The organism is Comamonas brasiliensis (genome assembly GCF_018292285.1).
GTDB classification, from domain to species: domain Bacteria; phylum Pseudomonadota; class Gammaproteobacteria; order Burkholderiales; family Burkholderiaceae_C; genus Comamonas; species Comamonas brasiliensis.
Window position 1 is genome coordinate 299,837 of record NZ_JAANES010000006.1, and the last position, 13,847, is coordinate 313,683.

Sequence of the window (13,847 nt, forward strand, 5' to 3'; positions counted from 1 at the left end):
GATTGAAAGATCATCTGACGCGTTGAGTGCAGACAGTTGCCCGCGCGCTAGCAATGTCGAGGTACCCTCCGATCCGTGATCCCTGCTGCTGTGCGTCTTCACGAGGTGCAGGCCCGCCGCGAAGTACGGAACGGGTCAGGAGCTGATTTGCTGCGATGCAAGAGGTCTCTGGAATGACAATGCAACTGGGGCACGCTCCACCGTGCTCATCGCACAAACTTCCTGCACCACACATGAGCGTTCTTGGCTCCAGAAGGTGCTCAAGAAAGACTGTGTTGTAGTTGCGCCAGAGTGCTGACAGGTTTCCAAGGTCCATCGTGGTTCCATTGCGATAAACCACGAATGCCAAGTCCGCAGGGAACAGGTACTCACCCATGCTTCCCATGTCCAGCCCCGAGAACTCAGCAATCGCCTTCATCAGGGTATGGGCGTAGGTGTGCAGAAGGGTGTAGACGTACCGGTAGGTGTTGGCTGGGCCTGGTAGCAGCTCGGAGAAGTACTTGCCGAATGGTGCAGCGCTCTGCAGGATGTGAGCCCCAAGCTTCGTATCTCCGGATGGATCCCAGTCGGGAAGATCTGTCACACCCACCGTCCGCAGCCATTCGTCGACCACTTCGGGATTGAGCCGAACATAGATGGCCTCGTTCACCTGGGTGACCACATAGATCGGGATTTTTCTGTTGCCCAGCGCTTGGAACAGGTTAAGCCGCACAGGAAGTTGCAGTGTCTGCTGATCGCTCTTCTCGATCAGTGGATCGGTCGACATGCGGGTGAATCCGTGCGTGAAGCGGCAAAGGTCAAACTCGCGAATGAGGCCCATCTCAGCGACTCCAAGGGCCGAGAAGAGACGCAATGTGGTGGCCTTCTGGGCATTGAGCTCTTCCGGCGTCCTGGGCGCAAGGTCGACGTCGGGTTCGTTGAATCGCACAAAGGGCGAGCGCCCATCCGCCAGGCTAAGTTTGCTGAGTTTGGATCGCCGAAGGGCCTCATGCTCGACGGCCAGGACCAGTGGGTCGTATCGGCTGCCAAATTCGGCGCGCCGATTGATCTGCCCCATCAGCCATGGAGGAGCCTCATGCTTGCTTGGGATAAGTCCGGGAGTAGCTTTCCAATCGGCAACCATTTCACGCAGGTTGGCGGAGAGCTCGTCGGCCATCTGAGTGCCCGGCATCGCTTGACGCATGCGGTCAAGCCGCTCGTATTGAGACACCTTGGCGGACTGCCCCGCCTTCTTCAACATCTCGAGGATTTCAGTATCAGTGGGCGGTGTGGCACCAAGGCCAAATCGTCCTGACGCAAAACTCGCCAGCTCCGACTCATTGCCCTCCTGCAGCATCAGCAGCAGGTCACGCTCATCTGGCGCGAAGATGATGAACTGCTCAGTGTGTGGATAGAAGGCAGGAGTTGCGCGGTACGAGATTGGCTCCATGCGCCGCCACCGTGGTGGGCGCAGCAAGCACTCGTCGCCCAAGAGTTGCGTGGTTTCAGGATCGTTTTGCAGCCAGCTGTCCCCATCCTTGTGTCCGTTCTCGCACTCGAAAACCCACTCCCCAATCCGCGGCGACGTGTCGTTGAGATAGTACTTTCGACTCTGGCATACACCGCAGGCCAGGATGGGGGCTTTCACCTCCTGATCGGGCTGGCTCCACTCCCATCGCCCGGGCGTCGGAGCAATCCACGTACCTGACCAGTGCACGAAGATGACATCGAGCTGGCGCCAGCGGCACTTGCCCTTGTGTTCGGGAGAGCGGGTATCGCATCGATCCTTTTTGAGCGCGTCCATCCCAGCAGAGGCATCTCGTATGGAGTCAAACTTCTGGAAGCGACCGCATGTATTGCACACAAAGTCCAGAGGCGCGGGGATGTAGCTCATCGCCTTCGGGTCGACGAATTGGAACCTGCCTGGCACTGGCGCTCGATATGTGCCATCAGGCAGCAAGGCGGGGTCCAAGCACTGCACGGCAAGTGCTGGATGCTTGTCCGTACCGCCTTGCATCGCGCGGCTGTACCAGCTTTGCCAAAGCTCTCGCAACCGCAGATGAATCTGCGTTTCGGTCTCTGGGCTGATGTTGGCCTTCAAAGGACTTTGACTCTGATCGGCAATGGAGAGACAGGCTCCAAGTCCACCCTCGAACGTGAACAGGGCGCCAGGAGCGTACGCAGTAGCAAGCTGGCCCCGTGAGCGCGTCATCTTCGCCGCAGGCTTCTCGCGTGGCTCGGTACCGTCGCGAGGTGTTCGTTTAGTCGCCATGTGAATCTTCCAAATCCGTGCCTTCAACCACCCCGCCCCGAATGAACTGCATCACCCGTCGTGCGACTGCGTCGTTCACACCGTACCTGCCATCGAGGTCGCGGTGGCCGAAGGTGATGACTCCCGCTTCGTCGACATCTCGCAGCGAAGTCATTGGCCTGTGCATCACGCTGGGTTGCGCGCTGAAATAGCCCATCAGGCTGCGCTGCTCGCCCAATGCGTCACGGGCCCAGTTCGTCAGTAGCGTCTCCACCCGTTCTCGGATGAGTTCCTGGTAGTGTTGCTTCCCGCCTGGCGCAAACTCTGCCTCCAAGCCGACGGCTTTCTCGACAAACTCGCAGATGCCTCGGACCAAAGGGGCCTTGCTTGACGGGTTCTTGTAGAGGTCGACGATGGAAGGGATCCAGGAGAGGTCTCGCAGGGTGTGCTTTTTGTCCGGATCTAGGTTGTAGAAGTCCCTGATGTAGCACACGCCAGCGAGATATGCCTGGATGAAGCTTGGCAAAACACGTTCGATGGCACGGCCTGCCCATCGGTCGATGGCGGCCGGCGACACCATGCGCTCCAGGAAGCGGTGGTAGCTATCGAACACTTCGACGATGTAGCGGTCGCGGCGGCGCTGGGGCGTCGGGATGAGGACGACGAAGCCCACATGCGTACGGCCGACCCGCGAGGAGGCCTGGATGTACTCGGCCACGTCGGAGGGCATCCCCGCAAAGAACATCGAGTTGAACTCCTCGACGTCGACGCCGTGGGAGACCGCAGAGGTGGCGATGACCGAGCGAAGGGCATCGGTGAGTGGCTCCAGGGGCTGACCAGGTGCGGGCCGTGACTGGGCTTCCTGCACAGTTCTCTGGATTTCGCCCTGAGACACCGAGCCGGTTATGAGGTCGGTGCGCAAATCCGTGATTGGCAGCTGACGCTCTGCGTGCCGCTTGCGTGTCTCCTCGAACTCCGCCGCCATGATCTGGTCACCGCCCTTTTTGTTGGTGACATAGGTCAGCGCGATGCGATGCAAGTCGATGATGGTGGCAAGCTCCGAGGGGGTTGCCCCTTGAAGGTTGCCCCGATAGAGCTGCTCGAGTGTGCCGGAAGAGACGCTGTCCACCAGCTTGCTGCGGGCGCTGGCCGCTTGCACGTTATCCCCAGACGTGAGGGCGAGCAAGAGCTCCGTAATGATCGTATGGAAGTTGGAGAGGACCGCCACGGTCGTCGCGGTATGGGCGCGGCCGTTCGTCATGAACCCCGCGTAGACACGGCCCCACTTCGACCACTCTTCGACATTATCAAGCGCGGCACGCTGCGACTCATCCTGATTGGGTGCTGTCGGGCTCGCATAGAAGGAGTCGTACAAGCTTTCCCCTGGGTAGGGAAACTGCATCGCGGGGACCGGCCGCTGGTAGAGGTGCTCCAGTTGCCGTTCGGGATCAGCAACGGTAGCGGAGGCGGCAACGACCTTAGCACGGCGGCGAGTGGTGCCATCAGGCTCATAGGCCACCAGCTCGTGCAGCGGTTTGGAAATGGCCGTCAAGATCGCGTCCAACGCAGACTCGAACAGCCCCGCAAATGTGCCAAGCGATTCGTCAAGTAGGTGGGCCTCGTCCTGGATCAGCAGACTTGGGAATGGGTCATGAAACAACCGAGTCCCGTCTGGATAAGCGGGATAGAGCCTTTCGTAGCCCTGTTCATCCAGGTCACTCCGGAAGTCGCGCGGTTCATTTGGCATGACCAGCCGCTTCGTCGCCTTGCTGCGCAGCGGTGCCGCACCAAACATCGCGTAGATCCTGCGAAGCGTTTTCGATGACTGGCCGATGAGTGCCAACTTGTCCACAGTGCCAAGAAGCACCGAGGGGGCTAGGTCGTAGATGTCTACATCGCAGATGTAGAAGGGTAGAGGGCTGTACCCGTCTCGATTCGATTCACATTCCGCGTTGGAGCAGACATGGGCCAGTGTTCCACCCATGTCGGCAAACCGCCGCAGGACGGTCTCCGCTGCACAGAAGGGACAGCCCGGAATCTTGTTCCAGGCAGCCTTCTGCAGTTCATAGTTCACCTCGCGTGCTTCCAACGCGCGCTCTGATTGCAAGTTCGCAGAGACATCCTTGATGTCTGGGATGTCGTCTACGCCAGGGGCGGAGTGATTGTTCGGTGAGCCGCCGCTGCCCACCCAGAAGCCGATTGCGAACGCATCGCCCGCAATTGCATAGTGCCGCCGCGTCAGCTCTGCCTTAGCCAGCACTTTCATGCACCGCTGGGCCTGTTGAATCGTCAGCAGGCGCAAGGGGTAGCGGATCATGGCGGTCACACCGACGTGCTTGCCGCGAAGCCTATCTAGGAACAGAGAGAAGACCAGCAGGCCAAAGAAGGCTTCAGATTTCCCCCCACCGGTAGCAAAGTAGAGCAGCGTGACGGTGTCGTCGCGCTCGCGCACGTAGCTGCTGCGAAAGCACTTCATACGGCTTGCCACGGTCGGGACATGGGCAATCACAAAGGCAATCTGGAACAGACGCCATGCCCCCTTGTCGTTCTTGAGCCTATCACGCATCAAGTTGGCCATCGTCTCGTTCATGCACAGCCAGGCTTCATAAACCACTGCCCGCTCATCGGCCTGAGGGCCGCGCTTGCCAGTTGTGTCCCAGGCCGCTTTCGACTCCTGAAGGATGGCGAGGCCAGCCTTCACTGCCTCGATTTCTTTTTGCCAGCCCTGCTTGTCGGCGGCGAAGCCACTCTTTTCCCGCTGCAGCCCGGCTGCATCGCCTGCATCCAGGCCAGCCGTGAGGTCAACCGCCTTTTCCAGGCCGACCAACCACTGATCAAGCGCATTCCCAAGCGGCAGCACGGCTCCGATTCCTTCCGGCTTGGAGAGGTGCCGCATGTTGGGATCAATGCCAGTGTAGTCATTGGGCGTGATGCGCGGCTGGATATAGCGTGGCGCCCAGGTGGTGCGCAGCTTGAGAAGGTGCGGTTCGCCCGACTCTTGCATCTGGACGCCGCCGTTGAAGCCCATGGCGGGGTATTCGAGATGGCTGTTGTAGCGGTAGGAGGCCTCGACGCGGCCAAGGCGCAGCGGTGCGTGAAGCGACCTTGGCATGGCAAGTTCCAAATGAACTTGAAAGATGCTTTGATCCGTCAAGTCCGCTTGTCGCGTTGGCTCTTTCGAGACATTCTCAAGGCTGATGTGCAGGTTGGATCGCCCAGGGTTCAACCAGTCCGGGGAGAGCTTCACCAACCATGACAGAGCGATATCTGGAAGCGCCATTTCCCTCGTTGGATCGGTTCGCAATTGTTCAAGGAACTTCGGCCACTCCCGGTATTCAGATGGGCGGATCAGCGTGTTTTTGCGCACGCACCACAGCTTGCCTTCTTCTGAATCGGCCCACTGGAGAATGGCAAGCTGGGCCGCAGCAGTGAGGCTGGCGGACGCTTCCTTGACCTTTGCCGCCAGCTCGGCAACTGGCAGCCCAGGGTTGATCTCAAGGGCAGGCAGTTGTGCTTGGTCAATGGAGATTCGCAACCATTTATGGGGTAGATCCATCGGCTTGAACAGATCGTCCCGAATCTCCGGGAGAGCCCCTCCCGTGATGAGCACGCCGTCCGCTGCCCCCTCATCGTCATCGCCTTTTGGGGTGACCGTGCTGTCGTCCTCTACCGAAAACAGCGTGGTGATGTTCGCGGGTAGCTTCAGCTTCTCGAGGACCTCTTGCCGTACTTCCTTCTCGATCTCGCGCCACTGCGGATGGTCGCTGCGGTGCTTGTACGATTTGCCGGCCGCTTCAACAGCCCAGCGCTCTTTGAGGGCCTGCTTGTTCTGCGCCTGCAGGAGCTTGCGGACTTCGTCGTTGAGGCGAAAGCGCGGCGCGCAATCGGACCGCTTCATGTCCTGGGTGGACGGCAGCACACGGATATAGATCTGAAACCGAGGCTGCACCGTCACAATGCCACTCGTTTCCCGGTGAATCTGGCAATCCAATCCGTGAGCGGTGATGCGGATTGGCTGCGTTACCTCGTCCCCGCCCCCTTCAGCGCGCAGTGGAGGGAGCAAAAATCCCGCGGCGAGTATGGACCGGGGGCGGGATCCGAAGAGCACTTGCCCCTCCGTCCCGTGCCCGCTGATTCGCGAGAAGGTCAGGTTCAGCAGCGCATCGACTGCCGCCTCTTTCAGCGTTGTCGAGATCTTGGCTGGGTCTGCGCGGACGACAGGATCAGTCATTGTTCACTCCTCGTTGGATGTCTGCGAATGGCATCGATGGTGTGGATGTTGTCCTTGGCTCGTTCGAAGAACATCTGCACGACAGAGGGCTTAAGGTGCCTGTGCACGACTGAGGACTCCGGTTCCAGGAGCATTTCTGCGTACACATCGGACACACGCCGTCCGTCCGCCCTGCGCACGCCTCGCAGCGGCTGGATGACTGCCTTCCAAAAATAGGTCCACTCAAGTCTGTCCATCCCCAGGCCTTTCGCAAATGCTTCGAAATGGGCACCGTGGCGAGGCGCTCCAGGCTTGGCATCGTCAAATGACTTGCCTGCGTACCGTTCCACGTCCAGCCACGTGCGGACCGATCCTTCCGACGGTGGAACCCATTGCGGGTCCAGAGACTCGGAAATTGCCGCAAGGATTTGCCTGGCCTTCATGGTCAGATTGATGCCAGGCACCGTTGCCGCAAGCTCTCCCACCCGTCGGTGGTACTCACGCAGATCTCCTTCAAATCTTCGATCGTGGCCAATTGGGGCCCCTGCCTCCTTCAAGGCTGCCTCGGTGATCTCTCTGAGTTCAAGTGACATGACGAACAGCCGATCGCCTTCTTGAAGGTCAGATACTTCAACCCCCTTGAATCCGCGTGTGACCGTGTGCGTAAGGCCCTGGTCGTAGACATAGGCTCGGGCACCAGGGCTGCGCTTGATCGAGGTGCCGCCGTCCAATACCAACTCCCAGGCATTGGGGTCGTTTTCCTCGGACGCGTTGGGCGTACTCGACAGGCCTTGCTCGAACGAAAAGGTCGGCAATACGAAGTCGTCACGCCTGAGCAGCGTGGCCTCATCGATGTTCGGGAAGTCCGGAAGCTGCCTCGATATTGCATCGAGCCGACCGCGCAAGCTTGCGAAGCCCGATAGCCCTTGAATTGATTTGATGGTGGCCTTCAGATACGCGGCGTTGCGGCGCGTGAGCAGCACGTACGCAGGCGACGAAAGACGTGGCTCCAGAACGAGAAGGCGCAGGGACACTTCATCCAGGCCGACAAAGATCAGGGTTTCCTTGACCGGCGAGTCAATTTCGGCTTCAAGAGTCCGAGGAACGGTGAACCGAACGTGGTCGCGAAGAACCTCGAATCCGGCGCCTTCCGGATACCCGTCATAGGTCTCGAAATAGCGCTCGGCCAGGCGCCTGGCGGTGGGTTTGGTGAAAACCAGGCAACACCTTTCTGTACCTCTTGTGCGCTGCTCGATGAGCTCGGCAAGCCGTCTCGCAAGCGGAGTGCCTTTCTCATAGTTGTGCCACATCGCATCGCCCAGGACGATGATTTGCTCAAGGCGAGCCCGTCCACCGAAGGTCGCATCGTTGCGGATGACTTCCAGCTTAGACTTGTAGACGGGCCAGGCGTAGTTCTGACGAACGGCCATCGAGACATCGGCCTCGCTCAACCAGGTCGCAAGGACACGTGTGCTCGACGGAAGGGCTGCCAGACGAGACAGATAGGCCGCGGCCTCATCCATCGCCTGCGCCCAATCCTCATTTGTGGAAACAGCAGCGCGGAGTTTGTTGAGGCCGTCCACAACGGCTGCTGCCTCCTTGTCGACGACGTCAATGACAATCTGCTTGGCTTCGGGGTGGAGCTGCTCCGGCTTGGACACCTGCATCAGACCTCCACCATTCATCGTGCAGATAATGCCGTGTGTGGGCAGATGTGATTTGAGCAGCCAGGCCGCCGCTGCACTGTTTTTTCTCGCCCGCTTCTCAAGTTCTTTATGGAACTGAGTCCGAAGGTGGGGTTCGTCGATGACCAACAGCACCGGAGGAATGCGCTCACGCCAAACCTCCCAAGCGCGGTCGATGAACTTGACGAGGTTTGCTTTCCAGGACGGGTTGCCCTTGCGAATCCGTCGGGTTGCATCTAGCAGCAGGACGTCCGGCGGCCGAGCTTGCCGTAGACCCCGTAACGATTGGCGGATGTCTTCTGTGGAGGATCTCCAGCTGATCGCAAGCAGCGCATCTGGTGCGGTTTTGATGTCGCCCAGCGCGGGGATGGAGTTCTGGCTCAAGGCACGTCGATGGCCTGCATCTGTAATGCGCGCCTTTACGAACCGCAGAAGGTCTCCATCGCAAGCCCGCCAGGACTGGAAGTCTTTGTCAGCGAAGAAGTGCGGGAGCAGCTCACCCAACGTTGGATGTATCGCCCCCGCTGTGTCCTTCTTAATGCTGTTGAGCGCCAGCCAGAAGGGATCCTTTCCCGGCATGGAGACCGTGACCAACGGATTCGGATTGACTTCAGCCAGCCTTTGAGCAAGTCGAACGAGTGCCGTGCGGTCAACGCGCGCATCGTTGAGGGCCTGCAGAAAGTTCGCCTTCGCTGGGTAGAGCAGCGAACGCACGCCCTGCTTGTCACCCTGTTGCCAGCGTGCGGCTGTTGCAACTGCGTGCGCCATGCTCAGCGACTTCAAGGAGCCAGGCCACAAAAGGACAACGCTTGGCACCCTGGTCTGAGCTACGTGAAGAAGCTGCGAGGCAAGGCCTTCTACAGCCGAGATCACCTTCATTTCCGTATCGGAGTCGCCAGTCCACAGCGGCAGCCCTGCTGATACTGCTGCCGCCTTCTGAGGAGCCGGGCGGGTCTCTGCGGCCGCGGCGGTCGGCGGCGTAGAAGCCGAGGACGTAGCGGCCGAGATCGCGTGCCGCACACCTGAAGAGACGTCACCCGCCGCGATTGGCTCATCAGTATGAGCAGTGTCTGGGCTGGAATTTCGTGCACGCAGCCAAGGCAGCTTCGCCGCAAGGGCCTTCTTTTGTTCGGCTGCGCGTTGCCAGTCTTCCAGCCTATTGCGTGGAAGCTGCCGCGCTCCTTTGTCGGTCCTGAACATCCGGGTGTAGAAGGAGAGTCAGCGATGCGCGCAATGCGTCTGCCGCCCAGCACTGTACGCAGCCAGCACGGCCTCATCGAGTCCAGGTGCGCCTGGCCTTATCCGTTGAAGGCACCCTGGTTCAGGCAGGGGGAGCTCGTTCAGTTCCGAGACCGCCACATTGCTTGCACCAGATATCGAACGGAACACCCGATCAACAACAGGGGTGTTGAGAAGTGCCGCGAGGCGATCAGGTGCAAGGGCATCGGCCTCCACGGGATTGAGCACGATGATGTGGTTCTCGCAGATGAATCCACCATAGCGATCCACCCAGTCCTGTGGTACCGCTGCTGCTATCAACCGTCGCTTCTGATCGCTTGAGGTCAAGCGCTGCAATATGACCGCAGGCTTGGTGATCACCCCGTGGTCGGTCAGTGCACGAAGCTGAACAAACCGCCCACCACGGTCTAAGCGGGAATCACGCCCGTGCTCGAAACGTCCGTCCGTTGTTATGTCTGTGGCCCACACCAATGGGACGACAAGGCCCTCTGAACTGGCGACGGGCATCTCCTCATATCTGGGACGATCATCGCGATAGGCCACGAGATTGCCAACGCGAGCGACGTATCCATAGTCTGAAAGGTTGAATCCAGTCAGTCTTGCGTACTGGAGCAACTCGGCGTCACCTGTACCCCGCGGAATTGGCCAAGCGCGACCGCAACTGGGCAAAAGGTACTTACCAACGTCTTCAAATTCGCCATCGGGCTTGAGCACGCTGACGCGCGTATACGCATCAATCACACCCGGTTCGCGCGGACGGAGCACCGTGATGGCGGTCTCCTGCTCGACGTTGATGAACATCGCGGTGCGATCGCTGAGCATGTCCACCTGCAGGACATCTGAGCAGTGCAGCAACTTCGTCCGCAGCTTGGAAAATGACTGCCCCGAAAGGAAGCTCGTTGGTGTCAATAGCCCGATGAACCCGCCTTGCTTTGTCAGCTTCAAGGTGCGGTTGATGAACAAACCGTAGATGTTCGGCTGCCCTTCAATGACATCCCCGTGTGCCCGGCGGTATGGGTCGACCTCGGCCGACTTGAGCTTTCGGTAAGGTGGATTGCAGGCCAAAACATCGGGCTTGAGCGCTTCCAGCGCAGGCGAGGTCAACCCATCGCCTTTGGTCAGCGTGATCTCGTGGGGACGTCCCAGCTCGGTCACCAAATCAGAGAGCGCCATCCTCAAGAACTCGCGCGAGACCTCGAGAAGAGCTGGATCCAGGTCGTTGCCGCTGAGGTGGCTCTCGATGTGTGCGAGCTTTTTGGATGCGGACATGTCGGTCTTTGCCAGCGCAGCAGACATTCGCTGCGCGATCGGCACGAGGAACGCTGCGCCGCCGCAGGCGGGGTCATGCCAGTGATGCGCCGTGAGCGATGCACCATGCTGAAGCAGGTCGTCGATGACTCGTTCGGCAAGAAGAGGTGGCGTGAAGTACAGTGCGCGCTCCGTACGCACTTCATCACCGACTAGGATGGCATACGCAGTTGCCAGCCAGTAGGCTGCCTCGTTGAAAGGCTCCTCAGAAAGCCATTTGGCGAAGTCTTGGACTGCTTCTTCCACCAGGAATCCGCTGCTCCCGTAGGGAATACGGTCAGCGACAAGGCTTGGATAGGAGACTTGCTGCCAGAGGTGCAACAGGCCTTTGACAAGACGCTCTACCAAATCGGGACTGTCTTCGACAAGCGGCGTCAATGCTTTGACGCGTCGATAGAACTTGAGGCGAGTGGCGGGGATAATCATTGCAGGCTATAGCTTAGGAGCTAAAGCTGCTATCCCAAGCCAAGATGCTTGTTACTTCGGCTATTCCTTGCGTTTTACTGCGGATTGCGTTCATCATAGGTTTCTCCCCCCTTCATCTCGTCGTTTGTGACAGTTTGTACATTATTGTTGCTGTCGCATCAATACAAGTATGGTCAGAGTATGGGTATTTCCGATTGATCTTCGTCAATTAGGGTGTCGCTACATCGTTCGATGGAGTCAAGTCGCAGGCTTGGCCGAGAGTCTGTTGCGGTTTGCCAAGCTTGATTGCACGGTGCCCGACTGCGGTACCCAATGCCGCAGGGTCACTTCGGCGTGGACATCAACATTTCAGGCAAAGGTTCAAGGCTGAACGGTCGCTTTGGGATCATGTTGCTCAATGTCAGCTCAGGGTCGAAAGCGCGAGTTAGCCCTCGGCAGGTCCAGTCAGCGGTGCGGCGCTGCTGCCGTGCACAAGTTCTTCGGCCCCAAAACCTTGTGCAGTTGACCTTCGTGCGTTCCGCGGTCGCAAAATCCAGCGACCGCTTTGTGGCGATTAGCGTGAATTCGGCCAGTCGCAACGACGGGCTTCAAACGCTACACAGCGGACACCGGCTGACCAGGAACTAATGGCTGCAACGTGTCGTTTGCGGCCGGTGGCCAGGAGAAGTAGGCCGGTCATCGCGTAGCGCAATGATGGTCAATGAATGCCGGGGACCACAATAAACATATCTGGCATGAGGCACGTATTGCTTCAACCACTCCAAGTTGACGCAAGCAGCGCATCGTCGACAAAGGTGCTTCTCGCATGCGTCCAAGCTGGTGCGCTGGAGCCCTTGCTCACCAAGGAATGCAGCCAGTTGGATGCGGCCTCTGCTTCATGGCGACGGCATCGTCAATTTGATGCTGAATCGGCGCATGTAAATGCCGAAAACGGTGTTTTTGCTAGTGCATTGATAGCTATAGAGCTATGTATTTATTGCCTGTACCACCATGTACCACCAAAATTTTCTCAGGTGGTACAGAAAACTCCTTATAAATCAACGATGTACCACCTGTACCACCTGTACCACCTAAAAATAGTAAGGTCGCGCGCGTAAATTCTCCTGGCTGGCGCTGGTCGCCGTGACTCACTCACCAGGCTTAGCCCGCTCTAGTGCATTGCGCGCAACTGCCCAGGTTCTGCCTTGGTGTCGAACTGCACTCCGGCCTGGTCCAGAATCCATGCCTCGATACGCTCTAGGAACGGGCGCAGAGCATCGACACTGCGGGGACGGTAGCCTTCTGCTGTGGCGCTTGGCTTGTGCCCCATCACCTGGGCAATCGCACCGGCTGGCGCACCGGCGGCTTCGCCCAGCAGCGAGAAACTGCGACGCAGCCCATGAAAGGTCAGTCGCTCAATGGCGGCAGATTTCAATGCCTTTGCGTGGCTGGCCCGCACGTCAACAATGTGGCCCTTATCCCCGGAGCTGGCAAAAACAAACTCGCCCGTTCTGGGCAGCGCCAGCAGCAGGTGACGCAGGTATGGCGTCAATGGAATGGTTCTGCTGTCCTCCACCTTGTCCGACAGAGTCAGCTTGCGCCAACGAAAATCAACATCCTTCCAGCGCAGAGCCGCCATTTCCTCGCGGCGGGCGCCTGTCAGTAGCAGTGCTCGCAGATAAGCGCTGGCGGTGCGGTTGTCCAGTTGCTCCACGCCCGACCACCACGCCTCGACCTGCGCAGTTTCCAGCGCATCGGTGCGGCGGGTCATGGCCGGCAGGTTTTGCACGATGGCCGGCGCCTGCCCTGCCTCGCGGTCGGTCATAGCTCGGTACTCTGGCTGTGAGGCACACCAGCGAAGAAAGCCACGGAACATCATCAAGGCGCGTGCGGCCTGGTGCTTGCCGGATTTGGCCTCTTTGTCATGCCACCGTTTGAGCGAGTCCTCATTGATAGCCGCCAACGGCAACGCCAGCAACGGGTAGAGCGGGCCGGGCCGGGTGAGGCCCTGCCCTCTTTTCTTGGGCACTCCCCCTGGGGCCGCCATCTTCTGCAGGTCTTCAAAATAACGCGGCTTCCAGGCATCGCGACGTTTAGGTCTTCCGTTCTCAAGGTAGCGGGGCCACACATCTCCCACAGTGATGGCTTCGGCCTTTGCCCGCTGACGCTGTTCTTCTCTTTGCGCCTTTTGCTCGATCTCCAGCTCACGCGGGTCTTGCCCCTTGTCCACCAGAACGGAGTAATTGCGCCCCTGCTCTCTGGCCTGCTCCAGCGTCCAAGATTCCACCGGGCCGATGCCTATGCGCAGAGTCTTGCCAAACAGCCGCGACTCAAAGGCATAGGTTTTGCGCCCCGACGGCGTCGCGCGCAGCATCAGGGCGGGAACCTCGGTGTCCCATAGGAATGCCTGCGACTTCTGCACAGGGCAGGTGAATGCCGCGATGCGCCCGGCGGTAAGTCGTACACGGTTGCTGTTTGCGTTCATGGCGTGCCCTCGTCCCCTTCTGGAAATCTGTAGGCAATCTGTAGGCAATCTGTAGGCAATCTGTAGGCAAATTCAGCAAATATCGATATGTACAAATAAACAGGTTCGCAATCCAAAAATACCGTAAGTCCTTGTTTTTGCTGTGCCAATGAGCCTCATTCTACGCCGATAAATACCAATACCCAATCATTCGTAATGAGAAGGTCGCGTGTTCGATTCATGTCTCCGGCACCAAAATAACTAGTTTTCATGCGGGTTCCGCGAGAAAACTGGGGCCAAAAGGGG

The 13,847-nt window shown here is 58.9% G+C and carries 5 protein-coding genes; all 5 read right to left on the minus strand.

Annotated elements, in window-relative coordinates:
• Window positions 1–10: 10 nt before the first annotated feature.
• The 5 genes from DJFAAGMI_RS22255 to DJFAAGMI_RS22275 all read right to left on the minus strand — a co-directional run bounded on the left by DJFAAGMI_RS22255 (window position 11) and on the right by DJFAAGMI_RS22275 (window position 13,562).
• Complete coding sequence (locus DJFAAGMI_RS22255) at window positions 11–2,251, minus strand: hypothetical protein (protein ID WP_211459230.1); 2,241 nt, start codon at window positions 2,249–2,251, stop codon at window positions 11–13.
• Window positions 2,241–6,461 (minus strand): helicase-related protein, encoded by a 4,221-nt coding sequence (locus tag DJFAAGMI_RS22260; protein WP_211459231.1) that lies wholly within the window; start codon window positions 6,459–6,461, stop codon window positions 2,241–2,243. Before DJFAAGMI_RS22260 ends, DJFAAGMI_RS22255 begins: the two co-directional genes overlap by 11 nt.
• Window positions 6,458–8,893, minus strand: a complete 2,436-nt coding sequence (locus DJFAAGMI_RS22265; protein ID WP_211459233.1) for a hypothetical protein — start codon at window positions 8,891–8,893, stop codon at window positions 6,458–6,460. Before DJFAAGMI_RS22265 ends, DJFAAGMI_RS22260 begins: the two co-directional genes overlap by 4 nt.
• A gap of 450 nt (window positions 8,894–9,343) precedes the next feature.
• Window positions 9,344–11,098, minus strand: coding sequence for an Eco57I restriction-modification methylase domain-containing protein (locus DJFAAGMI_RS22270; RefSeq protein ID WP_211459234.1), 1,755 nt, complete (start codon window positions 11,096–11,098; stop codon window positions 9,344–9,346).
• Between the two features lie 1,150 nt (window positions 11,099–12,248).
• On the minus strand, window positions 12,249–13,562 hold the full coding sequence (locus DJFAAGMI_RS22275; protein WP_211459236.1) for a tyrosine-type recombinase/integrase: 1,314 nt from the start codon (window positions 13,560–13,562) through the stop codon (window positions 12,249–12,251).
• Window positions 13,563–13,847 lie beyond the last annotated feature (285 nt).